Source organism: Sulfolobus islandicus Y.N.15.51, from assembly GCF_000022485.1.
Taxonomy (GTDB): domain Archaea; phylum Thermoproteota; class Thermoprotei_A; order Sulfolobales; family Sulfolobaceae; genus Saccharolobus; species Saccharolobus islandicus.
Genome location: NC_012623.1, coordinates 1,974,552 through 2,000,287 on the forward strand (window position 1 = coordinate 1,974,552; position 25,736 = coordinate 2,000,287).

The following is a 25,736-nucleotide window of genomic DNA, read 5'->3' on the forward strand; positions in this document are numbered from 1 at the left end:
TAGATAAATCTTACGATAATTGAAACTAAATTTATACTTTAAATGATTTATACTGCACTAACAAAATTGTTGTCCTATATAGAACACCACACTCGCGTAAAGCTTTAGACTTAAGTCGTCGTCTCCGACCTCATCACCGCCCTAAAAGTGAGATTTCCCTTAGGGTAGCTCACAGTTTGGGTTTATCGCCTTCATCCTCACAACTTCATAGCTAGTGGGATTTACCCACCGTTTGTCCCTACACTTTCATTTCACTCATTTTATCTTCAATCATGATCGAGTGTAGGGACTTAGCCCTCAACCACTCACTTACTGTAGGTGGGTCATGGGACTCCTTTGAGCCCAACGGCACGGGGCTCACATCTCCAGCTCTCCTCGCTAAGTTGTACAGTGCAACTACATCCCTATGCCACTTTTCCTTCCCCTTCTCACAAACACCAACCCTTGGGGCATCGCCCCCATCGGGTTGGTAAACGATCTTAGTTCCATGAACTGGGCAAACAGTGGAAGTATAAGATGGGTTAACTAAGACCACGGGGACACCAAACTCCCTAGCCTTCTCAATAATAGCATTCTTCATTGAGGAAAATGCAGATCTATAAATCCTCAACCTAAGCTGTTTATCCTTAATATCCTTAACCATATGCTCTGGAGCCCTCTTGGGCAAGTCCTCTAAAACTATGACACTCCTACTTTCAAAAGCCTCTTTAACGATCAGCTTAGCTAATTTCCTCCTAATGTCTACTTTCTTATCCCTCTCCCTCAGCATCTTTAACTTCCTCCTCACTTCCCTATCCTTAGTTGACTTACCAGTAGTTATTGCCTTCCTCCTATACTCATAGCCCAGAGTAATTTTCTTAGTGTTAGTCTCAAGCAATAAGGGTTTACTATTGATGAGCACCGAGACCGAATTCTCGTTAAGGTCGACGGGAATAAACGCTTTAGGCTCATAAGGTTTAACATCTCTCTTAAAAATGACGTAGAACTCTACAACATTCCCCTTCATCAGCCTAAACCTGGCCTCACTCGCAATCAACCAACCCTTATTATAATATCTCCAGAAGATCTTAGGGAAGGTTGGTGAAATGAAAACCCTACTCCTCTTTGTGGAAATTGAAATCCTATCAAGGTTGAACTTCCACAGATGATCGTCGAGGTGAATAGTAACTCTCCTCACTGACGGTTTCTCAGTGTAACTTTTACCTCTCTTCTTCAACTTCTCAAAACTCTCTAATCTCTCGCTTGCATCCTCACAAGCGGTGTAAATATAATGGGAGGGTAAGTCCTTATGCTTCTCCCTCTCAGTCTTGTAAACTCCAGCTTTAATCCTGGTGAAGGAGGTAGTTTTGTTTGACAGTCCATAATTTATTGCCTCCTCTAGAACCTCTCTGTACTCCTTCTCGACCTCCTTAAGTGCTGAGTATGTAGAATAGTCAACCCTAACCCTTAACTTCACTGTCCTCTCCACTCAACTCACCTATTAACTTTTTTACACCTTGAACTAGGAGTGTTTTCTTGTGACTCCTCATTCCGTAAATTTTCCCTGCGAATGATGTAACGACGGAAATTAAGTCCTCAACTAGCTCTTGTGCGTCATCTTTGGGCTCCTCACCAAAAACTACTTCAATCTTAACTCCCATGGTTGAGAAGAACTCTTCAATGTACTCAAATCCAAATCTTGTAAGTCTGTCTTTGTATGTTATTAATACGATGTCGACACTCCTCCCCTCAACAAGTTTGAATAACTTAAGTAATCCTTTTCTTTGTGTGTTTAACCCGCTAGCTATATCTTTCAGTACTTCAACTACCTTGTAACCTTTTGCCGTTGCGTAATTTGTTAGGTAGTTTATTTGTCTTTCCAAGTCTTCTCTCTGGTCTGCTGACGAAACTCTTGCGTAAATTACAGCCCTCGTCTCTTCCCTCCTTTCTAAGTACTTCTTTATCTCGCTGTAAGGTATCCTATACTTCCCTCCTTCAGTCGTTACCACCTTTATTTTTCCTTCTCTAATCCACCGTAGGAGTGTTGAGTATGAGATGCTGAGTAGTTGGCAAGCCTCCTTAGGTCTCAGTAGTCTCTCCACAAAATTGGTTGATAATAAATAAATATAAAAAGATTTCTATTAACGTGAGAAAGAATTCAGCCCCGATTAAAATGCTGGAAAAGTGGAAATAGTACTTTGCAATGAGCGGTAAAGTCGTAATTATCATATTATTTGAAGCCCTTAATGAGAAAGTTATAATAACTATTATAACTGCATAGATAAGCGTTCTTCTGTTCATAAAGATATATCATAGAATAAAAGATATATCGTTTTCCCAGTCTATTTATGGTTATTGCCTAATGTGTGAATGCGGGGAATACCAAGACCTGATCACGTAATGCTCCTTTGAATGTTAGTATCGACTTTCTTCATTAATGAGAAGAATATTCCTTGGTCTACATGATATTCGACTTCAGAAAACCCTGCATTAAAGAAATCTTTCCTCATGTTTCTAACAATCTCCGGTTCAATAAGTATAAAATATCCGTTATCCTTTATTACTTTGCTTACCTCATTGGCTAAGTCGCTTCTTTCCTTTCTTATTTTATTATAAAAATAAAGGACAGAATAAGCTAAATCGAAGCTTTTCTCTTTAAAAGGTAAAGGAAACAAGTTCTCCACTAAATTATAATCCTCATCTCTTAAATAATCCTTAACTTCCTTGTCTGTAATTTCCTCGTTTCATACTTCTATTGAAATTAGGGAAGGAAGTTTAGTTTCCTTCTCGACGCTTAACGTAACTAAACAGTTACCGCAACCTATTTCCAAGACTTTTTTAGGATTGATCCTCTTTATTATTGATGAAACGAGTTTACCTATCCTCAGCTCTTCGCAAATTGTGACTCCCATTCTCCTGAAAGGTTTATAATTCCAGGAATTTATACTGTCAAAAATAGATGACATAGTTAATTATGATATCTTAAATTTATAAATTATGATAAATACTACGTCACTTTCTGACTACTCATAATCTTTAATGTTTACCTCCTTTATTTTGAAATTTTTGATTAAAACATTAAAATATTCTTCCACTTTTTGTCTATATTCTTTTTTAAGTTCATCCTTCCTTACATGCTCTCTTACTATACCTGAGATATAATCTGCCGAATGAATTAATTCGCATTTATCATGTCCGGTAAAATCGACTCCAAGGACTTTAGCTAAAGTCCATTTAGGAAAATTAATGGTAATGTATTGTTTATCGCTTTCTCTCAATATCGGAGTTCTATCATAATGAACAACGACGCTCTTGCTTGCTACGTATTTCCTTAAATGTAAGCCCAATATCTCTCCGTAAATTTTCGCCGAGCAATTACTTAATTTTGTTTCATTTACCTTCCTTATAATTAATGAGATTCCCGTCAGGTTCTTTAATACCTTGTTTACAAAAATTCCTTTAACGTCCTTTCCTAACTTGAATTGTTTAGGTGAATCTTCCGACCATTTAAAATATTTTATATTCTTGCCCGTGAGCCTTTGTGCATCCTTTATTGCTTCCTCGTATAAATTTAGGTAACAGTTTATATCGTTAATTAAAACTGCTGAAATTATAAACGGTTTTTCATCATTTGGATTTCCTGCCTCATCAATTGCTATGTGAATCTCATTTTTAGTCATTATTTAAAGAATTCAACTACGAGTAAAAAAGAAATCGATCACAAGTAAGCTTAAATATCTCTCCACACAAGTTATTAATTGGGAGTGCACGGGGATACGTGCACGATGATCAAAATTCACGAGTGCACGGGGATACGTGCACGATGAGTTAACCTCAAAAATCCTTCTTCAAAAATTATCATATGCTTGAGTCAATTAAACCTATGAGTAAGGGCCAGGAGGAATTACTTAACGCACTTACTAACTCCAATTATAATATTATAGGTATATTTGGTCCCACAGGGACTGGGAAAAGTTTATTTTCATTAGCTTACAGTATCGATTCAGTATCCACTGGAAAATTTAGGAAATTAATTGTAGCAAAGCCTATAGTTGACGTAGTAACTCAGGAAGAATTAACAAGAAAAGAATATGACAAGTATGAAGATATGGTAAAGGATTATATAAAGGACGTTCTTGGCGGTTTTGCTGAAGAGAAAACTATAGATGATCTGTTCTCTTCTGGGAAAATAGAAGTGTTAGATTCAAGGTACTTAAGAGGGAGGTCTTTCAATGATTCGATAATATTTTTAGATGATGTTCAGCTAATGAAGCCCGAAAGCGTACTAGAGCTGTTCATAAGGGCAGGTAAGAACTCAAGGTTAATTATAGCCGGAGATCCCGTTTTCCAGACTTTAAGTAATGAGGCAGATCCTTCTGAAATTATAAGGGAAGTGTTACTAAATGAGAAAGATGCAAAGGTTGTGGACTTAGGAATAAAAGATATCGTTAGGGCAGGGACCAAGAGAGGAATTAGGCTTTTGTTAGAGTATAAATTAAGGTCCAGAAAGCTCAGCTAAGCCGAAGAGAAGGTAATGGATTCTGCAAAAATTCGCGCTCCAGATGCAGATATAATAACTGTCGTTGAATTCTCAGAAGAAAAGAAAAAGCTTAATATAACCTCAGAGCACGTCCCAGACGCATTGATAGTAGTAAAGGAAGGCAACGCGGGTAGACTAATAGGTAAAAGCGGAGAAAGGATTAACGGAATAGAGAGCGATACTAAGATGAAGGTTAGAGTAGTGGAGTTAAAACTAGACTTTAAGGATATAATAAGGGCGGTGCATCTTTTACCTTGGGTAGTTAAGCACGTTGATAATGTAGATTTTCAAGGTAACGAGCTCGTAGTGAGATTAAAGAAAGAGTCCGGAGGCTTCATAGGCCAGAAAGGTGTAAATATCAGGCTAGTTGAATACGTAATTAAACAAATGTTTAATGTAGGGGTTAGAGTAATCCAGCCTAGCGAAGAAAATCAATCATAAAGGCTTTGCGATATCATGAATTGTCCATCTTAACGGTAACTCTTATTTTTGCAATCCTAGGTTGTCGATCTCCATTATTTATTTTAAGGTAAGTAGGCAAATATACTACTTGATGTTAATTAGAACTTCAGCAGAAATATATTTGGAGGAGGCTGATGAGTTTTTGAATAAGGGAGATTTAGTTGATGCTTGTGAAAAATATTATAAAGCTACAGAGGATTTTCTAAAGTATATAGCTATTGTAGATAATATGAGTGAAATATTAAATCAGGTAAACGCAAAAAACTATTGGGAATCTGAACTTTTGTTTAAAGTCGTTAAAAAGAAAGTTGAGCTAAAAGATATCTGGAAACCCTAAAAAGCTTAGGATTTGAGCCTGCAAGTATTGGATATGTAGTTGAACCTAAAAGCGAGAAAGGAATAGTTGTTGCAAAGACTGCAGTAGGGGGAGCAAAAATATTAGAAATGCCCACAGGGGATATCGTACCTAGAATATGCTAGTGATGTAAATGGGCGAAATAATAGAACTTGTCCAAGAATTGTTAGCTTTTAAGGACGCAATTAAAGAAGAAATAACAAGGCCCATAAAACAAGAATTACTCTCAACAATTTACGACATAAAGACAACCCCTGAGGAGGTTAATTTGGATAAAATGCTTAAGGAATATGAGGCAAAAGACCTCTTAGATTTGATAAGAAAAATACGGACTGGTAATAAATGAAGTTAGTTGTGGGTTTTATTCCTTTTTCTGCTACACCCGATGGGTTAGTTGTAGAGAAAGTTTACGAGATGTGGAAAGGCAAGGATTTTGTCCTAGACCTCGGTACGGATCCTATAGCCGCAGCAGAGGAGGTAAGAAAGTTATCTCCAGAAAAAGTATTATTGGTAGGAAGTAGTAGATATGCCCCAGAAGGTATAAGTGAGAAGGAAATAATTCTTGAGACTACAGATAGGTGGGAAATGTTAGAATTATTAAGACCTGGATTAGATGGCAGGTATTATTTAGAAGACGTAGCTTACGGCCTTCTAATCTTCTCAGTAGTGAACAAAGTATACGCCTTATATTTTAGGGGGGATTATAATGACGAAAATATTGCAAAGCTTAATGCTAAGGTGGAGGAGAAGGTAAATTGTCTATTAAAATCATAGGTCTAGGAAATAGACTTTACGGAGACGATGCGGTTAGTTCATTAACTGCGGCTTGTATGGAAGAACTTGGCTTGCCTGCATTTAATGCTGGTGCTAACGGCTTTCAAGCTCTCTCGGCAATAGAAAACGGAGACATAGTATTTTTTATAGACATTGTGCAAATGGATGAGGAGGAAGGAATATTTAAAGTCGATTTAGACAAAGCTGATTTCGTAGAGATAACAGATCCGCATAGATTAACTCCGTTGCAAGTATTATCTTTATCTGCAAGATCTAATAACAGACCTAAAGAGGCGTATATTGTGGGAATAAAACCGGAATACATAGACTGGCCCGGAATAAGCGACGCCGCTATAAAAAGACTAGAAAAAGTGCTACAGAAGTTTAAGAAATTCATTTCTACTTACGGAATTGATGTAGATATAGATAAAGTTATACAATGCGTAAAAAGCAAAAGCAAAGAACCTTGGTGATAAATGAAAACTTCTCATTGTGATGTTGAAAGCAATTAGCAAACCTTACCTATAGCTTGGAAAATATTAAGACAATTGACAAACAGTGGGATCTATCTTTTCATCATATCAACTACTTTCCGGCTGTAGGTGTTTACCCGTGGCGTAACTTATCCTTACTTCTAATTATTTTTAATTCCACTACGGGCACCCCTCCTAAGGGATCATACACAGTCACCCTTAAGTCCTTGGGGCTAGTCGAGGGAAACACCAATACCCTCCCATCCACCTTTCTTGCAATGTTAAGAGGAGCAATAGAATCCCTCTCCAAAAGAACTTCACCGCTTTCCAAGTAATATCATGAAAGCAATACCTACATATATTAAACATTTAGGCGGTAGGATAATTTACCGAAAATTATGAAGTTCCTTGTATTCCGTTTGCTATTGCCATTAGTAGCCCGACGTAATAAGCTGGAAAATGGGCAAAACACTCTGCAAAATCGGGGTAAATGCTAAAAATTGATAAGTAAGCAATAAACATTCCCGACATTAAAATTACTGCCCTTATAAAATATGGGGAGTAACCCTTTATGTTAACTTTTCTATTCTTGGAGTAAAGTTTTCGTTAACCTTAAAGTAAATGTAAGGAACAGGGATAAGGGGAATCCTTTTTTGTGGAAAAAGTAAAAGGGCTAGCATAAAAAGGACACGGATTTATATCCCCACCACTTTAGTGTGAGGGATTATGTTCGTCGCAAACAAAAATAACATAAGTCCTATTCTTATCAGCACTAATCACATCTAGTCTTGTTTCCGTAATCCTTATTACTCGCTAAGTAAAAATTATTAAAGAAATGGCGAGAACCAAGAACTGGGACGATGAACTCCTCAAGGCGGCTGAGAATGGTAACTTGATTAAAGTACAAACAGCACTCGAAAATGGGGCAAACCCAAACGCTAAAAATAATGACGGCTGGACGCCATTGCATATAGCAGCATATAAAGGTCATGTTGAGATTGTTAAGATCTTGCTTGATCGTGGTGCTGACCCAAACGCTAAAAATAATAATAACGGTAGTACGCCATTACATGAAGCAGCACTTAATGGTCATGTTGAGATTGTCAAGATCTTGCTTGAGCATGGTGCTGATCCGCGGATTGCCGACAATTGGGGGCATATTCCCTTAGATGTTGCTAAAGATAGTGCAATTCGTAGTTTACTTGAGAGTGCCTTGAGAAATAGCTACTCTGAAGTACAAGGCGTAATGCAAATCCCCAACTACGAGATCTTGGAACCTATAGGTGAAGGTGGTTTCGCTATAGTTTACAAAGCAAGGAGGAAAAATGATTCATTGCCTGTAGCTATAAAAGTTCCTAAAGTTCCTGATAAGGATTTCGTTAAAGAGTTGGCAGTATGGTTACACTTAAATCATCCAAATATAGTAAAACTCTTAGATTATGATGTAAATCCTAGACCTTACATGGTAATGGAACTAATGAATGGGTCACTTCATGGAAAGACTTTTGATAAGGATACAGCTACTAGGATAATTTTAGATGTTCTTTCTGGATTAAAATATGCTCATGAAAAGGGAATAATTCATAGGGACATAAAATCGTCTAACATACTTTTAGATGCTAACGGTAGGGCAAAGATTAGTGATTGGGGATTAGCAAAATTTTCAGATATAACCACATCTGCAAACGGAGCATTTACCACTATTTATGCGGCTCCGGAGCAATTAGATACACACTTAGGTCCAATTGACGAAAAAACGGATGTATATCAAGTATGTGAAGTATTTTATGAGATTCTTACTGGTAGGCCGGTTTTCCAAGGAGATGTAAGTGAAGTATATAATAAAAAACTTAATATGCAAATCACTCTACCGTCTAGCATTAATCCAGACCTAAAGGATTATGACGAAATTTTTGAAGTGTTTATCTCCCAAGAAAGAAAACAGATATTCTACTGAAGAACTTATATCCATTTTATCTAATAGGCAATATACTAGACTTACAACTAAAAATACTGCGTATGCCTTTGTAGAGTTAGCATATCATGTTGTTAAATATTCAGATAATTATGAGGAAGCGCTATTTTGGATAAAGAAAATTAACACTGTAGATACAAAGGATGTTATAAGCAGTTTAGAGAAAAAAATTAAATATAATATAGGCACAAAGGAAGATATTTTAAAGAGGATAGAGCTTTTAAGAAATCAAATTGGTTTATCGAAAAAATAGATATTGAAATAATTTATTTTTGTATATAACTAATATGCTAGAAATTTTTGGTAGATTAGGCAATTCTTACATACCCCTATATTTTAATCTACTGCTGATAAATATCCAAATATATTACTAATACCATGATCTATTTAGTCTCTCTTTAAAACTATTTCTCCCTTTACTTCATGGATTTTTCCTATATTCTCATTTTTTAACGCATAAAATGCCTTTTTAGCTATCAATTCTGTTAAATTATAGTTTTGTACTACTGATGATAGTGTAACATAGCCTGATTTCATGAGTTCTCTTTTAATTATATCTTTAGCTTCAAATATTTTTTCAGTTTCCAGCTCTGGTTCAAAAATATGGATATAACTATTTATTCTGTCATCTAGCTTATTACAGATTTAGACTTTCTTAGATTTCGCACAAAATTGTGTTTTGTTTATTTTTAAGGCTTCACTTTTCTTTTGGTGAAAGATTAAATACTAATCTTTCTTAACTAATATAGGATGAGCATAACTATAAGTGCTGAAGTATACTATGACGAAGCAGAAGAATTACTTTCAAAGGGTGACCTTGTTCAAGCTTGTGAGAAGTATTATAAAGCTGCCGAGGAAGCAATAAAGCTTCTGGTTATAGAAAATAACCTAAAAGAAATAATTAAAGAGGTCGAAAATAAGGGAAGATGGGAAAGTGAAAGTTTATTTAAAGCCTCTAAATTGTTACGAAATAAATATCCCGAAATTGCCATTCAATGGAGAAATGCATGGACTCTTCCTGTTGAGGGATTTCATGAAATTAGCCTAAATGAGAAAGAAGTTACAAAATTGAAAGAAGATGTTAGAAAACTGGTTGTAATAGCCGTTGTCAGCAGTTTCCGATAAACTGTGAAGTTTATATTACTTTGATGGAAAATATAAAGCAGTCACACCAGATGGGTGGATATATCACGATGAGGTGTGACGGTGAATAAAAGATATGCGGGTTTCCCCACATCCGTGCTGGATGTAGGCTGGGGTTATCCCGCTAAAGGGTCAGAGGGGTAACGGATGTGACGGGGCTACTGGGTATAGTTGTGTGAGAAAATATGTAAGCAGAAGGTTAAAAGTCTTCATCAAGACTCACCTGGAACCTTGAAGCGTGGAGTTGTTTGAGATGATATGAGTAATGCCTTATCACCGACATGGGCCTGAACTTCCAACGCGAATTACTTTCATGGATCGAAACGTAGAGATAGACCTCCAAGGAGCGAAGAGAGGGAAAGTAACCTCCGAGCTCCTCCTCGAACCTAGCCAGGGTCGAGTTGAAACTCTCCGACGTGTTATTAGTGTAGAGGTAGTGTCTAATCTCCCTGGGGAAGTTGAGAAAGGAACAATACTTGTCAGCAGCGTCAAGAAGCCTCTTGGCTCGGGCTGGAGAAAAGGGTTGGACAAGTTGGCTGAGGGACAATATAGCCTTCCTTCCCTCCTCCACGTTCCTGGAGGACTTTAGATCCCTAACTCTAATCATTAGTTCCTCCTTGTCTGGGAGGACCCTCATGAGGTTCCTAACCATGTGTGTTATACAGAGCTGGTGTTGAGAGGAGGGAAAGAGCGTGGACACGACGCGATCGAGTCCAGAGAAGTCATCGCTCACGATTACGTCAACCCTGCTGACTCCCCTGCTTACGAGTCCGCTCAAGAAGGACTTCCAACCGTCCAAGTCCTCCCTATCCCTAACTTCGTAGTCCAAGACGAACTTATTCCCTTCTAAGTCAACTCCTATGGCAATGTAAATGGCTCTCTCCATGATCGACTCGCTGATTCTGACCTTTACGATCTTCACATCGATGTAAAGGGCTAGGAGATCGTGAGGTAGTTCGCGGCTCTTGTATTCCTTGAGTTTGTTGGATATTCTCTCGGCAACCCGATCCATTACGATCTCACTATACGGTATTCCCTTGGCTGCTAACACGGCCTTGACTTGACTTGGAGTCATGCCTGATAGAACGAGCTGCTGGAGGAAGTCCTCGTAATCTGGGCTGGTCCTTTCTCCGGAAGGATCTTGGGTCTGAAGCCACCCTTTCTGGTTCTCGGTACTCTGAGTCTTAATACTCCGTCTCCGGTTCCCAGATATCTGAAGTAGGTCCCGTTCTTGTGGTCGTCCTCAACTTCTAGGTAGGCTTCCCTCTCTTCCATCATGGCCTCTTGCAAGATTATCTCCTCTATTTCCCTTAGGCTAACTCCTTCTTTGATTGCCTTTCTTATCTTTTCTCTTATTTCTTCCATTACCTTCATGGTATTACTCTCCCTTATGGTATTACCCCTTCCGGGGTTATTTTTACTTTTTGTCATTATTTTTCACCTTTTGCTACCACAACTATAACTGGTAGCCCCTGTGACTCTGTTGAAGTCCAAGGGCTGAGGATTAGATATAATTTCATGAAAATTCAATGAAGTCCAAACCCTCAAAAATCTTGCTTATGTTATTTCTTATCTCCTCTATAAGGTAATTTCACCTTTAATGGATATTCTAACGATAGGTTAAATTTTGACAGCAAATTCCTAATTCTTTTTACTCAGTTTTAAAAGCCCAGAGTAGAGTTCCTCGTAAAGCTTTTCAGCAGGAACTTTTTAGATACGTCGTCGTAGATTTTCCTTACGTCTATGAAAATGCAATTCACGTTTAAAGAGTTAAGAGTTGAGAGTACTAAACTGGATTTTCCAGTCCTCTTTAAGCCGAGAACTACTATCATTCTCTCGTTTAAACTCCTTTTAACTTATCTATTTCAGTTTCGCGATCGAATAAGTGTCTTTAATGGAATCTTTAGGTTCTGTTGAAAATAGCAAGTATCACCCCTGATACTTAGTATCACCGTTTGTCCCTACACTTTCATTTCACTCATTTTATGTTCATTCATGATCGAGTGTAGGGACTTAGCCCGTGGGTCATGGGACTCCAACGGCACGGGACTCACATCTCTGCAATCACTCCCACTCTTTTGGGCATAGCCCACATCGGTGTGAGAGATCATTATTTATCAACAAAAATTTGTTATAAACAGACAAAAAGATTTCTATTAACGTGAGAAAGGATTCAGCCCATTTCATTCGTCCAGCGGTAGACCACGGGCTGAGCTTTCAGCCCATTACGCCTATCCCTCACCAAGAGTGTCTTTTACTCCCGGTTTTTCGAGACTCGGGGATATGCAAAGGCCCGCGGGGATCCTTATCTTCAGTATGTCCACTTTTGTGGGCTTCCTCGCACTTCATCGATAGCACACTTCAAGCTATTAAACTAAGATTAAAAGCTTTAACCCCATCTCAGAGAGGCGAAGGCTTGTCGTTCTTTTTGTTAAGCATAACATAATCAAGAGTAATGCATACTTGATTACCATACCTAGAAGAGTTGGAAAGTCCATTTAAGCATCAAGATTTATATACTATGACTATAAAGAGAGATCATGCCTCAGTATGAAATTCTTGGAAAAGATTTACAGTACTTAAAAGTAATGCTAGGTGAAGGAGAAGCAATTTACGCTGATGCAGGGCATATGGTTGCAAAACAAAGTTCAGTGATAATGAAGACGACAATGAGGGGTGGATTTTTTGGGGCTTTAAAAAGGGAGATAACTGGCGGATCATTTTTCGTAACTGAATTTTTAGGTCCAGGGGAAGTATACTTATCTGGAGTCTTTCCAGGTCCGATAGTTCAAATACAACTACAAGGCAATGGAATTCTAGCAGAGTCCCATTCTTTCTTATGTGCAGAAAACAATGTGAATTACGATGCTACTTTAAATAAACTAGGTGTAGGATGGTTAGGTGGAGAAGGTATATTTTTAGCAAGGTTTAGGGGTGATGGCAACGTATTCTTGCACGCTTACGGAGGTTTAATTGAGAAATACCTTAATCCTGGAGAGAGTTTGGAAGTTGAAGCGTCTCATTTAATGGCATTTGAAGAAGGTATGAGATATGGTATTCAACCCGTAGGAGGAATACGATCACTGTTATTCTCTGGAGAGGGTCTATTCTTTGTAAATATTGAAGGTCCAGGAAAAATATGGCTACATACATTGACTGTTGAACAATTAGTAGCCTCATTAAGACCATATTTACCTCAAGGTCAGCAAGGTGGTCCAAGCTTTAATATTAGGATATAACCCCCATTAGTTTTATTCTTTTTGTGTTAAAATGCTACTAACTCTATTCTGTACATTGATGATTTCAAAGAGTTGGCTAGAAAGAAACTCGGTTTTCAGATAATATATGATTATCAAAAGCATGTTAGTGTTAAGATAAGGGAGAGGGTCATTCACGCATCCTTTGCGAATTCAGTTTATTTAAAGAATCGTAATGAATTTAATTAAATATCGCCGCTCTGACTAGGTGGAGATCCACGCTCAGTAGTTTACTTTGTTTTATCCATCTTATTCACAAATTACAATTCGCAAAAGAGACCTGAATCGCCCTAAGGGAAACGAGTGTTAACAACAATTTCATTCATTTGAAATATTTACATTTATTATCACCTCCTTGTCTAATAAACATGTCGGGGTGCAAAGCGTGTTGAATATTAGAAAGAATGTTGATAACCACCTCGTTATTGTTAACTTGTTGGAGTTCCAAGGGAAGTGGAAGTCCATTGATGCCAGCCTGTGTTTCAAGCTTCTGAACCCTTGTTCCGCATATTCCCTCTCGTTGAACGTTACCCTTTTGTGTTCTACGTTAAACCATGAGAAGGCGTTGTATGCAGTTGCTCCGTCATGCAGATAAACTACCTTATCTACCCTCGTCCTAAACACCCTCCTTGTGATTTCCTCAACCCTACTCATGTTCACCAAAACTACCAAAATATGTACTCCACTCCTAACACCCGTTAACATGAAGAAAAGTATAGCCTTGGTTTTAACGTCCCTGACGATCCACACGTAATAGTACTTGTCCTTGACCAGCCTCACCTTAGTCTCATCAATCGCATAAACCCCGCTCAATGGTACAGCGTACTTAACATAACTCAACCTCCTATGGTAGTAGAGCAAGGTAGAGTGGGGTAACACTGCCCTCCAAGAGGATAATCCGGAAATGTAGTCAGCCAAGGCATAGGCTAAGGTATCCTTAGAGTAAAACCTTGGCTTAAGATTAATATACTCCATTAGTATTAGTAGTAATTGGATGAGCACGGGAACTTTCCATATAGTTCCCGTAATCTCACCTCCAAGTAATATTACCCCTGCTCACCCAAAAAAGTATTACACAAATTATTCTCTCTAAAAAGAATAGACAATTCATATAATTTATTTGGAATTAGCAAAATTGTTGTCCATACTGGTAGTGTCGTCGTTAAGTTATTTATATTTGTATAACGAGTATTACTTATGGGTAGGAAGCCTGTATTTAGGCAAGACGTTTCTTGTCCCTCTTGTGGTAGTCATCATGTTGTTAAGTGTGGTAGGCCTTTGGGTAGGCAGAAGTTTTTGTGTAGGGATTGTGGTAAGTACTTCTTGGGTGATGCTAGTTATCATCATCATTCTAGGAAGTTGAGGGAGGAGGCTTTGAGAATGTATGCTAATGGTATGAGTATGAGGGCTATTTCTAGGGTGCTTAACGTACCTCTTGGTACTGTTTTCACTTGGATTAAGCGTTATGGTAGGAAAAAGCATGAGAAGTTGGTTGAGTTGTGGGGTAGGGCTAAGGAGCTGGTCAAGGGTAAGGTTGTTGCTAAGGTTGTTGATGAGATGTGGACTTACTTGTACAAGAATGCTAGGGCTTTTTACAAGTGGGTTTTCACTTGTTACGTGTACACGAAGCTGGGAGTTTACCTCATTTACTCTGTGGGGGATAGGGATGAGAGTACTTTCCTTGAGGTCAAAAAGTATTTGCCTGACGAGGGTAGATGGGTGAGCGATGATTATAACTTGTACTTCTGGTTGAAAGACCACACGGTTGTCTCGCCAGTTAACCCGAACGAGTCCTTTCATTCCTCATTAAGGGATAGGCTAATTAGATTCAAGAGAGCAACGAAGGCAGTAAATAGGAGCATTCGCACCATGATGTACTCCATAGCCCTAGTCTTATGGGAGAGAAGGTTAATCCCAGAATTTGTAGCTTAACGACGACACTATCTCCATACTGGAAACTTTAAAAGAAAATTTTATTTAGCTTTTGGATTTGTTATTATATTGAAAGACCTAAATGTATTTTTAATAGGGAAATCAACTTCAGCAGTGACTAGTAATAAACTCCACAGCCTCTTTTATCGAGTCAACATAATTTTCTATTTTTGCAAATCCATGTCCTTCATCTTTGTATATCTTATATTTAACTTCTCTACCTAACTTTTTAAGTTCTTCAACTACTTGCAAAGTTTCCTCAGCTGGACATCTTGGGTCATTTTCACCAGCTAAGAGAAGCAATGGGGCTTTAATCCTATCAACAAAGAATATAGGTGATCTATCTCTCAATAAGTTTTCGTCACTACCAACCTTTATTTCGTCATATTGTTGAAGTATTTCCCTCTCAAACTTCTTTTCGGTAAACCAATTAACAAAAGGTACTACAGCTACAGCAGAGCACCAAAGATCTGGGAACTTAGTAATAGCCATCATAGTCAAATAACCACCATAACTTGCACCAGTTATTGCAATCTTTTTAACTCCTAAGACCTTCACTGAATTTATAACATCTAACAACTCACCTCCGCCTGGGTCTTTATCGTTCAAATGGTTAAACCTCCTTCCATAACCTATAGATCCTCTGTAATTGGGACAAATAACCTTAAACCCTCTCTCCATAAAGAATTGAATTTCCGGGTTAAATGAGTTTACGCATTCCCAATCTGGGCCACCGTGAATATAAACTATACCCTTATCCTTATCACCTTTTTCATAGAGTAAGGCGTAAATTCTAAGTCCATTAGAGTCGTAAGAGACAACCTTAGGTTTTATGAAATCCCCTTTAACATAGTTCATTGAGTCAGTTAACCTCTCTACCTCTTTCCCATATCTGTATAGGTCTGCTGATCTATCATGTTTAGAGTTTACGAAATAAATATAATCTCCATCAACCTTTAAGGAGTGTGTAAAGCCTTCATTAACTACTTCTTTTTCGTGAATTAAGACGAAGTTGCCGTGCCTATCCTCGACATAAGCGATAGAACCCTTATATGGAATAGCCTCGAATATTTCATAATCACTTTCCCTTATTTTTCTGATCTCTTCCTTTAAAATATCAAACTCATAAACCTTAGATAAATCCTCGTGATTTGAGAGGAAGATGAATGATGAAGGAGAAGTAAAACAGTTCTCATTTGCAAGCTCTTGCTCTGAGTTTGGAATATTAATTACATGAATTTCATTACCACTGAGATCTATCACGTGAATATTATTATCATAAATCCCAGTAGAGTAAACTATGTATTTGCCATTAAAACAGTAATTGTTTACTGGCCCTTCACCCTTACTTAGCTTAATATATTTTCCTTCATTGTGAAGGTAAAGATGTAATGTCTTTTTATCATAGTTTGAGATTACTAGAATCCCTTCATTTGTCTCGCGAGGAGAGAAATTATCAAACTCATTATCAATAATTTTCTCTATCTTTCCGTGATCATAAAGGTAAATCTTCCTAATTTCACTACCGTTAGGGTCTACTGTGATAAACATTTTATTTCTATTTATCCAGTCTATTTTTTTGGCATATCCTTCTAGCTGGACTTTTTCCTTGTTGACGTAAAGGACGGGTTTTTCATCTCTTATAATTGTTGCTATTTTTCCGTTATATACATCATAATCGAGTACAGGTTTTATCTTAAATAAATCTTCATATTTCATAAATAATAAAAGAAGAGTAGAAATAAAAAGTTATTCAGATAGCTGGCCTCATATCACCAATCGTTCTCATTCAAGTTCATCATCAGAATATGATATAAACTCTCCCATATTAAATCATTATTATTTAGCTAATTATGGTTCCATACACTTCCTTCCTATTGCATGCATCCCGGATTTTGATATAACAAGTTGATATTACTTATCAAATAAATCTTGCCCTTTGAGGTCTGACCGAGCATAATACTTACTAATGATTTTTAGAGCCAAGGGTAACCATCATAATATGAATTGGAAGTAAATATTTATCCTAAGTTTATACTTTTTTTAGCTTAAAGGGTGAAAATATCTTCAAGAGAGTGTCCCAAACGCAAATAATTCAATAAATATAGATAGAAAAACGATCTTATAATTAATTAAGAATAAAATGCAATTATATCTTTCAGTATAACGAGAGATTAAGCTTATATTGTAATAGAAAATAATCAAGTATAGAGAAAAACAGAATTTTCAACATAGTCCACACTACCTCGATTAACTCACGCGGTACAAGTTAGTGGGCGAGTTGGCTCTCGGGAACCCGCGAGAGCACTGAGGTGTAGATGGAGGAGTTATAGATCAACGCAACAACGTAAACGAAAAGTTCCTCCATATCCTTTTCAGTAGCTCCGTGTTTAGTTTAGGTTATGGAGTTTGTCAAGATTACATCCACGTTACTTTGGGATTACTCAGAGCATTAAGTATTCCAGCCAGATATGTCATGGGGGTGAGATGAGGATAAGAGCTCAGCAAGAAAATCAACCGTAATAAGGGTTGAATCCTTTCTCACGTTAACAGAAATCTTTTTATATTTATTTATTATCAACCAATTTTGTGGAGAGACTACTGAGACCTAAGGAGGCTTGCCAACTACTCGGCATTTCATACTCAACACTCCTACGGTGGATTAGAGAAGGGAAAATAAGGGCAGTAACGACTGAAGGAGGGAAGTATAGGATACCTTACAGCGAGATTAAGAAGTACTTAGAAAGGAGGGAAGAGACGAGGGCTGTAATTTATGCAAGGGTCTCCTCTACCGATCAAAAAGAGGACTTGGAAAGACAAATAAACTACCTAACAAATTACGCAACGGCAAAAGGTTACAAGGTAGTTGAAGTACTGAAAGATATAGCTAGCGGGTTGAACACACAAAGAAAAGGATTGTTAAGGCTATTCAAACTTGTTGAGGGGAGGAGTGTCGACATCGTATTAATAACATACAAAGACAGACTTACAAGATTTGGATTTGAGTACATTGAAGAGTTCTTCTCAACCATGGGAGTTAAGATTGAAGTAGTTTTCGGTGAGGAGCCCAAAGATGACGCACAAGAGCTAGTTGAGGACTTAATCTCAATCATTACCTCATTCGCAGGGAAAATTTACGGAATGAGGAGTCACAAGAAAACACTCCTAGTTCAGGGTGTAAAAAAGTTAATAGGTGAGTTGAGTGGAGAGGACAGTGAAGTTAAGGGTTAGGGTTGACTATTCTACATACTCAGCACTTAAGGAGGTCGAGAAGGAGTACAGAGAGGTTCTAGAGGACGCAATAAATTATGGGCTGTCAAACAAAACTACCTCCTTCACCAGGATTAAAGCTGGAGTTTACAAGACTGAGAGGGAGAAACATAAGGACTTACCCTCACACTACATCTACACCGCTTGTGAGGACGCAAGCGAGAGATTAGACAGTTTTGAGAAGTTGAAGAAGAGAGGTAAAAGTTACACTGAGAAACCGTCAGTGAGGAGAGTTACTATTCACCTCGACGATCATCTGTGGAAGTTCAACCTTGATAGGATTTCAATTTCCACAAAGAGGAGTAGGATTCTCATTTCACCAACCTTCCCTAAGATCTTCTGGAGATATTATAACAAGGGCTGGAGGATTGCGAGTGAGGCCAGGTTTAGGCTGATGAAGGGAAATGTTGTAGAGTTCTACGTCATTTTTAAGAGGGATGTTAAACCTTATGAACCTAAGGGTTTCATCCCAGTTGATCTAAATGAGAATTCAGTCTCTGTATTAGTTGATGGAAAACCGATGCTTTTAGAGACTAACACTAAGAAAATTACTCTGGGCTATGAGTATAGGAGGAAGTTGACAATCACTGGTAAGTCAACTAAGGATAGGGAAGTGAGGAGGAAGTTAAAGAGGCTGAGGGAGAGGGATAAGAAAGTAGACATTAGGAGGAAATTAGCAAAGCTGATCGTCAAAGAGGCTTTTGAAAGTAGGAGTGTCATAGTTTTAGAGGACTTGCCTAGGAGAGCTCCGGAGCATATGATAAAGGACGTGAAGGATAAACAACTTAGGTTGAGGATTTATAGATCTGCATTTTCCTCAATGAAGAATGCTATTATTGAGAAGGCTAGGGAGTTTGGTGTCCCCGTGGTCTTAGTTAACCCATCTTATACTTCCACTGTTTGCCCAATTCATGGGACGAAGATCGTTTACCAACCCGATGGGGGCCATGCCCCAAGGGTTGGTGTTTGTGAGAAGGGGAAGGAAAAGTGGCATAGGGATGTAGTTGCACTGTACAACTTAGCGAGGAGAGCTGGAGATGTGAGCCCCGTGCCGTTGGGCTCGAAGGAGTCCCATGACCCACCTACAGTAAGTGGGTGGTTGAGGGCTAAGTCCCTACACTCGATCATGAATGATCATAAAATGATTGAAATGAAAGTGTAGGGACAAACGGCAGTAGGAAAAAGAAGATAGTTTAGATCTTATTCTTGGACTTTCGCATAATATTTCTCAAGTTAGATGTTTTCTCGTAGTTAACTTTGTTATTTTCAATTACTACACCATAAACTTTTTGTGCTATCTCAGATGTGATATATTCATTTCTTACGTCTTGTAGAACTAGTTCTGGGTCTCTATCTAAAGGATCTCCCCAACCTCCTCCTCCAGCACTATGTAGACTTACCTTATCTCCATACTCTAATTTTATCGCTGCTACCTTTCTGATAACTCTGGGTTTTTCTCCTTTCTTATAAACTATTGCATAGTTTGGAGGACCATTAAATCCTCCATTAATTCCCCAAGGTGGAAATTTAGATCTTCCTATTGAGACTGTAAAGTATGCTTCTTTAGATAACACTACATAATCCTTAATAATTCCCAGGCCTCCTCTGTATTTTCCGTGACCTGGACCGTCTTCTGAATTTAGACTTTCTCTTTCAACTAAAATGGGCATTTTTCTTTCATAAACTTCTGCAGACGCTATATATGTTTCTCCATCACCGCTAGCTACTAGGGCGCTTTCCCCATCTTGATCATTACATCCTCCCCAACCACCTGGTTGAGGTTCCACGATTGCAAAGGGTTCACCAGTTTTTTCATCATATCCTCCTAAGATTGTAGCTAATATTGATAAAAAGTGTCCCGCAGACAATTTATCCGGTACGTAGGGAGCTAATGCTTTCCATACTAAATCTGTTGCGTATGACATCGACTCCCAGTATGTTGATGTGGGAGCTGGTTTTCTGGGATTGAATATACTTCCCTCACGTGCTATCACTTTTAGAGGTGAGAAAAATCCTGCATTAGGCAAAGCACGGGGATCCGTTATAGCCATGTACGTCTCTCTGACTGCAGAAACAGTCGCTGGTAAAGGTGAATTTATAGGCCCATTAACTTGATTAGAACTTCCAGTGAAGTCAACAATGAATTCATCATCAGTTATGGTCACCTTTACCTTGACATAAACAGGGTTGTCCGAAATTCCATCATCATCAATATAATCTTCCGCTTCAAATTTACCTTTAGGTAATTTGGCTAGTTTTAACTTGCTTAATTTAACCCCATCTTCTATAAGCTTATCCATAGCCTCAAGTACGTTATCTAAACCATATTTTTCAATAAGCGTATTTATTCTTCTTGCTGCAATCTTCATGGAGGCAATCTGAGCTTCCATGTCCCCTAATGTAGCGTTAGGCATTCTAGAATTGGCAGATATTATATCAACTACATCTCTATTGGGTTTTCCTCCAATGTATAATTTAATGTTTGGTAGTTGAAGTCCCTCTTGGAATATCTCCGTGGCATCTGAACTCCAACTGCCAAAATGCATTCCCCCAATTTCGCTCCAATGTCCTTTATTTACTATGAATCCGACTAACGTATCCTTCGCAAACATAGGCATAATTAATGCAACATCATTGAGATGCGTACCACCCGAGTATGGAATATTAGTAGCAATCACATCCCCTGGATTTATATCACTTTTCCATTTTTCTAGCACCTCTCTTATCGTAAAGTCTAAAACCCCTGAAAACCCCGGAACTCCCGGAGCTTGTGCTACCAAGCCTCTCCCCTTAGCATCAGTTATTCCAACAGCGTAATCTAGTACCTCATATATAACTGGACTTTTAGCAGTCCTTCCGAAGGCGTAGAACATCTCCTCAGACGCCACTACAAGACCATTTTTTATAATTTCTAATGTAAATGGATCCACCATGGTCAATCCCTCTCAATAATTAGATTGCCATAGCTATCTAGCATTCCCATTTGTCCCTCTAGTATTAACGATGTAGAAGTTGGATCTTCTATGATTGCTGGACCATCTATTTGATAATTAATGGGCAAAAATTCTTTATTATATACGTTCCACTCCTCGTATTTCCCTTCATAGAATACTTTTCTTTTTCCGATTAACGCTTTGCTAATATCTGAATTATTCCTTTCTATCTTCATTAATGGAATACTCTCAGCCTTAACTACACCACTCACGTGGAAGTTTACTATTTCAATTGGACTATCTAAAGTAAATGCGTAAGCGATTTCATGAGCCTCATGAAACCTTCTTTTTATCTCCTCAATTTCACCAGTTCCAATCTTTCCCGGCATTACATTCACTTTTACAGTGTGTTCTTGGCCGTAATATCTCATTTCGGCGTATCTTAGCATTACGATATCCTCCTCTTCGAATCCTTCCGATATTAATATAGATCTTATTTTGCTTTCTAATTCATTAAATTTTTCATTTATCAGATCTATACTATTCTCCTTGTCAATCCTCAAAGGATAAGACAAGACAAGATCGTGTCTGATATCTGAAACAAGCATACCCCATGCAGAGAACACTCCTGCAGGGAGAAATGGTACTATTATCTTCTTTATATCTAATTCTTCTGCAACAAATGGAGCGAACATTGGACCAGAGCCACCGTATGCTACTAACGTAAATTCCCTTGGATCGTATCCTCTTTGAACAGATATTAATCTCACTGCATTTACTGCATTATTATTAGCAATTTTAACTATACCGTAGGAAACTTCTTCAATAGACATGTTGTAATATTTCGCAATATTTGAAATAGCTTCCTCGGCAAGTCTTTTATTAACCTTTATTTTCCCACCAAGTAGTTCCTCTTGATTTAGAAATCCGCAGACTATGTAAGCATCAGTCACGGTAATATCTTTACCTCCTTTTCCATAAGCCACTGGTCCCGGATAAGCACCAGCGGCTTTAGGTCCTACTTTTAAATTGTTTGTTTCATCAATCCAAGCTATGCTTGTTCCACCATTACCTATTTCAACTATATCCAATGTTGGGACTTTTACTGGATATCCTGGGTTGTACTTATCTCTTCCAATATAGTAATCAGTGTTTATATTAGGTACTAGGTTTCTCACTAAACTTGCTTTGGTTGTAGTGCTTCCACCATCCATTGCTATAATATCTTTCTCTCCTAATGCGCCACTTATCTTAATAGCTCCCATAACTCCTGCTACCGGACCGGATTCTAATGTATATATTGGAAATCTTTTAGCGTATTCAAATGTGGCCATACCTCCATTGGAAAGCATAGCAAAATAATTTCCTTTAAAACCTCTCCTTTTAAATTCACTTTCCAACTTGCTCAAGTATCTATTCATTTTTGGCATGACGTATGCATTAAGTACGGCGGTACTAGTTCTCTCGTATTCTCTCCACTCTCTAGTGACCTCATGGGATAGTGTTACCATAATACTAGAATCAATTCTCTTAATAATCTCTCCTGCCTTAAGTTCATGTATAGGATTAACGTAAGAATTAATAAAACCTACAGCAATAGCTTCTACGTTTTCCTCTTTTAGTTTTTTAACTGCCTCAACAACTTCGTTTTCGTTTATAGGCAGTAAAATATCACCATTGCTCTTTATCCTTTCACCAACCTCTAGCCTCAAATACCTTGGAACCAAGGGAATTGGCTTCTTATATCTGAAATTGTACATATCTCTTCTATTAGCCCTTTGGATTTCTAGGATATCTCTAAAACCCTTTGTTGTGATTAGACCTACCTTTGCTCCTTTCCTTTCTACTATTGTGTTTATGGCTAGTGTCTGACCATGAATTATAGTATTTACATAGCCTAAATTTATTTTAGTCTCGTCTATCGCCTCAAGTACACCATTTGAAGGATCATCTGGCGTAGTCTCTACCTTTACCCAGCTTATTTCTCCATTTTCTTCGTTATAGACCACTACGTCAGTAAAAGCACCTCCAATATCAATGCCCACTTTTGTCATTGATTAAGTTGTATTGTTTTGAAAATATTAAGCAGTCTAATAATCCTCTGTGTTAACAAAGTGTTTCAAAAAGACTAAACAGCACGTAAGAATATCTTCTTAAATTACTATATATATTTATTATTAGACAATGATAGATCAGTCGAAAGAAAATTATAAATAAGGGTAATTTTTATAAGTTTATTAAGTTAGGAAATGTCTTGGGAAGAAGTATTTCGAAATTATCTTGATGATAAAGATATAAAGATTTTGAAACTTTTAAATCAAGACGCAAATATCTCTGATGCTAAGCTTGGAAAATTAGTCGGGCTATCAAAGACCGCTGTGAGATTAAGAAGAGTAAAGATGCAAAATTCTGGAATCTTAAAAATAGTTGGTGTAGTTGTGTTACAAAACTTAGGTATTCCGTATGCTGACATTTTAGTAAAGTTAAAGAATGATATAATACTAAGAGAGCAGTTTATAAACAAACTCATTGCTGATGATCTAGTATATGAAGTAACGGAATATATGGGAGATTGGGATTTACTTATAAGATTATTTCATAACAATATCACTAAGTTAAAGGATGAATCATTAAAAATTATCAGTGATAAAGCTGTTCAAGATTACAGAATTAGTTATGTAGTAAAAACTTATAAGGCATGGGGAAAATCGATTCTTTCAAGTATATAAACCTTACTTGAAAACTCATAGTCTAATAGACTATTCCATTTTAGTTTTTTAGAATAGAGATAAAGGAATAGTCGACTGAATAACAGGGTTAGTAATTGTTATTTTATATTGAAACGATTTCTTCTAAACTATCATAATATTTTTATTCCATATTTAAACATTAGAAAATATGACTGGAAAGGAAGAAATTAGCTCAAAATATGATGACTATTCACTAAAGGAAGTTCCGAAAGATTCCAGATATGGCTTCTTTAACGTTTTTCTAGTATTTTCATCTGTTTATGGTGCAATAGCTGTAATATGGGCTGGAGGAGCACTAGGTTATGGACTCACATTTTCTCAAGCTATAATAGCAGTATTGTCGGGAACAGTAGTATTAGGCATCTTAGGTTCATTGACTGCAGCTGTGGGAGCTTATAGTGGTCTCTCAACTTATGTTATGTGGAGACACCCCTTAGGAAGATGGGGAGGTAAAGTTGCTGGATTATTGCTGATAACTATAACTACGGGAATAGGATGGTATGCAGTCGAAACGTGGCTATTTGGTATAGTAATGAGTGAGATATTCCCAAATAATCCTTTCTTTTCTGTTGGAGTAGCTGCCATTTGGGGAGGAATTTTAATGACAATAATGACATATGTAGGCTATAGGATGCTGTCTTTCCTAAGCTACTTTACAATTCCATTTCATATATGGCTGATAGCAATAGGAATAGCAATAGTGTTAGCACTTAAAGGTGGATTTCACACAGTTATGGCAGCAGTTCCAACAAGTCATATGAGCTTACTTGATGGTATATCCGCTACCATAGGATTATATAGCGCTGGGACTATAATTTCTCCCGATATCTCCAGATTTGCCAAATCAGCGAAAGATGCTGGCTATGCATGGTTTGCTCATATAATTTTCCTATATCCATTCTTAATATTGGGAGGAGTAGCAATAGTGTTAGCAACTGGTTCCTATTTGATAACTAATGCAATGCTAGAGTTAGGAATGGGAGTTGGTGTTTTACTAATTATAGTTTTCGGTCAATTCATAATAAATACTGATAATCTATATAGTGGTTCCTTATCTTTAGTTAACCTAATTCCAATGAGACGTGAAATAGCCTCCATAATTAACGGTGTCATAGGTACTGCAATTGCAGCATATGTTGGATTCTCTGCAGGTTCGTCAATAACTCCCTTTGAGAACTTTATCTCTTTGTTAGGAGACTTCTTACCTGCAATGGGAGGAATTGTACTAGCTGACTTTTACATTGTCAAGAAATACATTAATAAGATTCAAGATCCTCATAAACGGTATCAGTTCGTACCAAATAATAAGTATTATAATATAAATATTGCAGGAATATTAGCCTTAGCATTAGGTTCAATAGTAGGTTACTTCGTAAATGCCGGTATACCAGCAATAAACTCCTTAGTTACCGGCTTCTTATCCTACATTATAATATATTACATTATCAACGCATTAGGTAAGAGTCCAGAAATACTGCCTTTCAATTACGAAGGAGGGATATTAAGATGAACTTATTTGATAACTATAAAATATTTACCATTTCTAACATTATAGTGGGGTTAGTCTTTAGTGCACTGTATTTCATTACAACTGGGTTTATACAATACTATAACTTAGTTTATGGTATCCTTACGTTAGGAATAGCCATATGGGGAATTGGAAGATATTATTTCAAAAAGATAGAAGATGATAAAATAAGAGTAGGAGTTCAGACATCATGGCTAATAGTCTCTTTCGCTTTAGGTTACATATCAATAATTTATGCCCCTGTTCTGTTCACTAGGTTAGAAATAATAATAATTGAATCCATTCTATCAATAATACAAATTTTGTGGGGTTCAGTCTTATTAGCAATTTCATATAGGAAAGGATATTCAGTCATAAAGGTGTAA

The 25,736-nt window shown here is 37.4% G+C and carries 27 protein-coding genes and 4 pseudogenes; 17 read left to right on the plus strand and 14 right to left on the minus strand.

Going from position 1 to position 25,736, the window contains the following annotated elements:
- Positions 1 to 238 precede the first annotated feature (238 nt).
- The 5 genes from YN1551_RS10760 to YN1551_RS10775 form a co-directional block, all read right to left on the minus strand.
- Complete coding sequence (locus YN1551_RS10760) at positions 239 to 1,456, minus strand: RNA-guided endonuclease InsQ/TnpB family protein (protein WP_012717792.1); 1,218 nt, start codon at positions 1,454 to 1,456, stop codon at positions 239 to 241.
- Positions 1,440 to 2,081: an IS607 family transposase gene (locus YN1551_RS10765; RefSeq protein WP_012717793.1), complete on the minus strand. Its 642-nt coding sequence runs from the start codon at positions 2,079 to 2,081 to the stop codon at positions 1,440 to 1,442. Before YN1551_RS10765 ends, YN1551_RS10760 begins: the two co-directional genes overlap by 17 nt.
- Positions 2,082 to 2,372: 291 nt before the next feature.
- Complete coding sequence (locus YN1551_RS17600; RefSeq protein ID WP_012717794.1) at positions 2,373 to 2,663, minus strand: methyltransferase domain-containing protein; 291 nt, start codon at positions 2,661 to 2,663, stop codon at positions 2,373 to 2,375.
- A gap of 60 nt (positions 2,664 to 2,723) precedes the next feature.
- Positions 2,724 to 2,945 carry a hypothetical protein gene (locus YN1551_RS17605; protein ID WP_238527823.1) on the minus strand — a complete coding sequence of 74 codons (222 nt, stop codon included), beginning with the start codon at positions 2,943 to 2,945 and terminating at the stop codon, positions 2,724 to 2,726.
- Between the two features lie 57 nt (positions 2,946 to 3,002).
- On the minus strand, positions 3,003 to 3,659 hold the full coding sequence (locus YN1551_RS10775) for a hypothetical protein (protein ID WP_012717795.1): 657 nt from the start codon (positions 3,657 to 3,659) through the stop codon (positions 3,003 to 3,005).
- A 203-nt stretch (positions 3,660 to 3,862) separates the two neighbouring features.
- Here YN1551_RS10775 and YN1551_RS17610 point away from each other — a divergent pair, with 203 nt between their 5' ends.
- From YN1551_RS17610 to YN1551_RS10800, 6 genes are all read left to right on the plus strand, one after another.
- Positions 3,863 to 4,498 (plus strand): PhoH family protein, encoded by a 636-nt coding sequence (locus YN1551_RS17610; protein WP_238527824.1) that lies wholly within the window; start codon positions 3,863 to 3,865, stop codon positions 4,496 to 4,498.
- Between the two features lie 15 nt (positions 4,499 to 4,513).
- Complete coding sequence (locus YN1551_RS17615) at positions 4,514 to 4,960, plus strand: KH domain-containing protein (RefSeq protein WP_012717796.1); 447 nt, start codon at positions 4,514 to 4,516, stop codon at positions 4,958 to 4,960.
- Positions 4,961 to 5,072: 112 nt separating this feature from the next.
- Positions 5,073 to 5,318, plus strand: coding sequence for a PaREP1 family protein (locus tag YN1551_RS10785; RefSeq protein ID WP_012717797.1), 246 nt, complete (start codon positions 5,073 to 5,075; stop codon positions 5,316 to 5,318).
- Positions 5,319 to 5,469: 151 nt separating this feature from the next.
- Complete coding sequence (locus tag YN1551_RS10790; RefSeq protein ID WP_012717798.1) at positions 5,470 to 5,682, plus strand: hypothetical protein; 213 nt, start codon at positions 5,470 to 5,472, stop codon at positions 5,680 to 5,682.
- Entirely contained in the window at positions 5,679 to 6,110 is a 432-nt protein-coding gene (locus YN1551_RS10795) for a hypothetical protein (protein ID WP_012717799.1), read from the plus strand. The genes YN1551_RS10790 and YN1551_RS10795 overlap by 4 nt, the downstream gene beginning before the upstream one ends.
- Positions 6,092 to 6,583: a hydrogenase maturation protease gene (locus YN1551_RS10800; protein WP_012717800.1), complete on the plus strand. Its 492-nt coding sequence runs from the start codon at positions 6,092 to 6,094 to the stop codon at positions 6,581 to 6,583. The genes YN1551_RS10795 and YN1551_RS10800 overlap by 19 nt, the downstream gene beginning before the upstream one ends.
- A gap of 133 nt (positions 6,584 to 6,716) precedes the next feature.
- Here the strand turns inward: YN1551_RS10800 and YN1551_RS16685 are convergent.
- Positions 6,717 to 6,917: pseudogene (locus YN1551_RS16685) on the minus strand (IS200/IS605 family accessory protein TnpB-related protein); the annotation flags it as partial.
- Positions 6,918 to 7,418: 501 nt separating this feature from the next.
- Here YN1551_RS16685 and YN1551_RS15525 point away from each other — a divergent pair.
- Together YN1551_RS15525 and YN1551_RS15530 are read left to right on the plus strand one after the other, a co-directional pair.
- A complete protein-coding gene (locus YN1551_RS15525) occupies positions 7,419 to 8,540 on the plus strand; it encodes a protein kinase domain-containing protein (protein ID WP_012717801.1) in 1,122 nt (373 codons plus the stop codon).
- On the plus strand, positions 8,497 to 8,811 hold the full coding sequence (locus tag YN1551_RS15530) for a hypothetical protein (RefSeq protein WP_052292745.1): 315 nt from the start codon (positions 8,497 to 8,499) through the stop codon (positions 8,809 to 8,811). Before YN1551_RS15525 ends, YN1551_RS15530 begins: the two co-directional genes overlap by 44 nt.
- A 134-nt stretch (positions 8,812 to 8,945) precedes the next feature.
- Here YN1551_RS15530 and YN1551_RS17125 read toward each other — a convergent pair whose 3' ends face one another.
- Complete coding sequence (locus YN1551_RS17125) at positions 8,946 to 9,095, minus strand: hypothetical protein (RefSeq protein ID WP_012717803.1); 150 nt, start codon at positions 9,093 to 9,095, stop codon at positions 8,946 to 8,948.
- 213 nt (positions 9,096 to 9,308) lie between these two features.
- Here YN1551_RS17125 and YN1551_RS10815 point away from each other — a divergent pair, with 213 nt between their 5' ends.
- Positions 9,309 to 9,683, plus strand: a complete 375-nt coding sequence (locus YN1551_RS10815; RefSeq protein WP_012717804.1) for a PaREP1 family protein — start codon at positions 9,309 to 9,311, stop codon at positions 9,681 to 9,683.
- Between the two features lie 217 nt (positions 9,684 to 9,900).
- Here YN1551_RS10815 and YN1551_RS10820 read toward each other — a convergent pair.
- A pseudogene (locus YN1551_RS10820) lies at positions 9,901 to 11,132 on the minus strand (IS256-like element ISC1332 family transposase).
- Positions 11,133 to 11,362: 230 nt separating this feature from the next.
- Complete coding sequence (locus tag YN1551_RS17620) at positions 11,363 to 11,533, minus strand: hypothetical protein (protein WP_238527825.1); 171 nt, start codon at positions 11,531 to 11,533, stop codon at positions 11,363 to 11,365.
- Between the two features lie 708 nt (positions 11,534 to 12,241).
- On the opposite strand from YN1551_RS17620, the gene YN1551_RS10830 reads away from it, so the two are divergent.
- Entirely contained in the window at positions 12,242 to 12,940 is a 699-nt protein-coding gene (locus tag YN1551_RS10830; protein ID WP_012717806.1) for a TIGR00266 family protein, read from the plus strand.
- Between the two features lie 336 nt (positions 12,941 to 13,276).
- Here the strand turns inward: YN1551_RS10830 and YN1551_RS10835 are convergent.
- Positions 13,277 to 14,042 (minus strand): annotated as a pseudogene (locus YN1551_RS10835) (IS6 family transposase).
- Positions 14,043 to 14,155: 113 nt separating this feature from the next.
- Between YN1551_RS10835 and YN1551_RS10840 the strand changes: the two are divergent.
- On the plus strand, positions 14,156 to 14,890 hold the full coding sequence (locus YN1551_RS10840; RefSeq protein ID WP_012715555.1) for an IS1-like element ISC796 family transposase: 735 nt from the start codon (positions 14,156 to 14,158) through the stop codon (positions 14,888 to 14,890).
- A 108-nt stretch (positions 14,891 to 14,998) separates the two neighbouring features.
- Here the strand turns inward: YN1551_RS10840 and YN1551_RS10845 are convergent, their stop codons facing one another.
- Together YN1551_RS10845 and YN1551_RS16690 are read right to left on the minus strand one after the other, a co-directional pair.
- Complete coding sequence (locus tag YN1551_RS10845; RefSeq protein ID WP_012717808.1) at positions 14,999 to 16,609, minus strand: S9 family peptidase; 1,611 nt, start codon at positions 16,607 to 16,609, stop codon at positions 14,999 to 15,001.
- A 550-nt stretch (positions 16,610 to 17,159) separates the two neighbouring features.
- Positions 17,160 to 17,273 (minus strand): annotated as a pseudogene (locus tag YN1551_RS16690) (IS5/IS1182 family transposase); the annotation flags it as partial.
- A gap of 3 nt (positions 17,274 to 17,276) precedes the next feature.
- On the opposite strand from YN1551_RS16690, the gene YN1551_RS16085 reads away from it, so the two are divergent.
- The 3 genes from YN1551_RS16085 to YN1551_RS10855 all read left to right on the plus strand — a co-directional run bounded on the left by YN1551_RS16085 (position 17,277) and on the right by YN1551_RS10855 (position 19,322).
- Positions 17,277 to 17,381 (plus strand): transglutaminase domain-containing protein, encoded by a 105-nt coding sequence (locus tag YN1551_RS16085; RefSeq protein WP_012715659.1) that lies wholly within the window; start codon positions 17,277 to 17,279, stop codon positions 17,379 to 17,381.
- Positions 17,382 to 17,479: 98 nt separating this feature from the next.
- A complete protein-coding gene (locus YN1551_RS10850; protein ID WP_012717809.1) occupies positions 17,480 to 18,121 on the plus strand; it encodes an IS607-like element ISC1913 family transposase in 642 nt (213 codons plus the stop codon).
- Positions 18,105 to 19,322: an RNA-guided endonuclease InsQ/TnpB family protein gene (locus YN1551_RS10855; protein ID WP_012717810.1), complete on the plus strand. Its 1,218-nt coding sequence runs from the start codon at positions 18,105 to 18,107 to the stop codon at positions 19,320 to 19,322. Before YN1551_RS10850 ends, YN1551_RS10855 begins: the two co-directional genes overlap by 17 nt.
- A 31-nt stretch (positions 19,323 to 19,353) precedes the next feature.
- Here YN1551_RS10855 and YN1551_RS10860 read toward each other — a convergent pair whose 3' ends face one another.
- Positions 19,354 to 21,093: a hydantoinase B/oxoprolinase family protein gene (locus YN1551_RS10860; RefSeq protein WP_012717811.1), complete on the minus strand. Its 1,740-nt coding sequence runs from the start codon at positions 21,091 to 21,093 to the stop codon at positions 19,354 to 19,356.
- A gap of 2 nt (positions 21,094 to 21,095) precedes the next feature.
- Positions 21,096 to 23,147, minus strand: coding sequence for a hydantoinase/oxoprolinase family protein (locus YN1551_RS10865; protein WP_012717812.1), 2,052 nt, complete (start codon positions 23,145 to 23,147; stop codon positions 21,096 to 21,098).
- 195 nt (positions 23,148 to 23,342) lie between these two features.
- Between YN1551_RS10865 and YN1551_RS10870 the strand changes: the two genes are divergently transcribed.
- The 3 genes from YN1551_RS10870 (at position 23,343) to YN1551_RS10880 (ending at position 25,736) form a co-directional block, all read left to right on the plus strand.
- Positions 23,343 to 23,822 (plus strand): Lrp/AsnC family transcriptional regulator, encoded by a 480-nt coding sequence (locus tag YN1551_RS10870; protein WP_012717813.1) that lies wholly within the window; start codon positions 23,343 to 23,345, stop codon positions 23,820 to 23,822.
- Positions 23,823 to 23,991: 169 nt separating this feature from the next.
- The gene (locus tag YN1551_RS10875) at positions 23,992 to 25,353 is read left to right on the plus strand and encodes a purine-cytosine permease family protein (RefSeq protein WP_012710672.1); all 1,362 of its coding nucleotides are present in this window, start codon (positions 23,992 to 23,994) and stop codon (positions 25,351 to 25,353) included.
- Positions 25,350 to 25,736, plus strand: a complete 387-nt coding sequence (locus YN1551_RS10880) for a hypothetical protein (protein ID WP_012713487.1) — start codon at positions 25,350 to 25,352, stop codon at positions 25,734 to 25,736. The genes YN1551_RS10875 and YN1551_RS10880 overlap by 4 nt, the downstream gene beginning before the upstream one ends.

Excerpts from the sequence above, each read along its gene's own strand:
- YN1551_RS17605 (WP_238527823.1), bottom strand. The coding sequence starts at position 2,945 with ATGTCATCTATTTTTGACAGTATAAATTCCTGGAATTATAAACCTTTC.
- YN1551_RS10775 (WP_012717795.1), bottom strand. The coding sequence starts at position 3,659 with ATGACTAAAAATGAGATTCACATAGCAATTGATGAGGCAGGAAATCCA.
- YN1551_RS17610 (WP_238527824.1), top strand. The coding sequence starts at position 3,863 with ATGAGTAAGGGCCAGGAGGAATTACTTAACGCACTTACTAACTCCAAT.
- YN1551_RS17615 (WP_012717796.1), top strand. The coding sequence starts at position 4,514 with ATGGATTCTGCAAAAATTCGCGCTCCAGATGCAGATATAATAACTGTC.
- YN1551_RS10785 (WP_012717797.1), top strand. The coding sequence starts at position 5,073 with ATGTTAATTAGAACTTCAGCAGAAATATATTTGGAGGAGGCTGATGAG.
- YN1551_RS10790 (WP_012717798.1), top strand. The coding sequence starts at position 5,470 with ATGGGCGAAATAATAGAACTTGTCCAAGAATTGTTAGCTTTTAAGGAC.
- YN1551_RS10795 (WP_012717799.1), top strand. The coding sequence starts at position 5,679 with ATGAAGTTAGTTGTGGGTTTTATTCCTTTTTCTGCTACACCCGATGGG.
- YN1551_RS15525 (WP_012717801.1), top strand. The coding sequence starts at position 7,419 with ATGGCGAGAACCAAGAACTGGGACGATGAACTCCTCAAGGCGGCTGAG.
- YN1551_RS17125 (WP_012717803.1), bottom strand. The coding sequence starts at position 9,095 with ATGAAATCAGGCTATGTTACACTATCATCAGTAGTACAAAACTATAAT.
- YN1551_RS10815 (WP_012717804.1), top strand. The coding sequence starts at position 9,309 with ATGAGCATAACTATAAGTGCTGAAGTATACTATGACGAAGCAGAAGAA.
- YN1551_RS17620 (WP_238527825.1), bottom strand. The coding sequence starts at position 11,533 with ATGATAGTAGTTCTCGGCTTAAAGAGGACTGGAAAATCCAGTTTAGTA.
- YN1551_RS10830 (WP_012717806.1), top strand. The coding sequence starts at position 12,242 with ATGCCTCAGTATGAAATTCTTGGAAAAGATTTACAGTACTTAAAAGTA.
- YN1551_RS10840 (WP_012715555.1), top strand. The coding sequence starts at position 14,156 with ATGGGTAGGAAGCCTGTATTTAGGCAAGACGTTTCTTGTCCCTCTTGT.
- YN1551_RS10845 (WP_012717808.1), bottom strand. The coding sequence starts at position 16,609 with ATGAAATATGAAGATTTATTTAAGATAAAACCTGTACTCGATTATGAT.
- YN1551_RS10860 (WP_012717811.1), bottom strand. The coding sequence starts at position 21,093 with ATGGTGGATCCATTTACATTAGAAATTATAAAAAATGGTCTTGTAGTG.
- YN1551_RS10865 (WP_012717812.1), bottom strand. The coding sequence starts at position 23,147 with ATGACAAAAGTGGGCATTGATATTGGAGGTGCTTTTACTGACGTAGTG.
- YN1551_RS10870 (WP_012717813.1), top strand. The coding sequence starts at position 23,343 with ATGTCTTGGGAAGAAGTATTTCGAAATTATCTTGATGATAAAGATATA.
- YN1551_RS10875 (WP_012710672.1), top strand. The coding sequence starts at position 23,992 with ATGACTGGAAAGGAAGAAATTAGCTCAAAATATGATGACTATTCACTA.
- YN1551_RS10880 (WP_012713487.1), top strand. The coding sequence starts at position 25,350 with ATGAACTTATTTGATAACTATAAAATATTTACCATTTCTAACATTATA.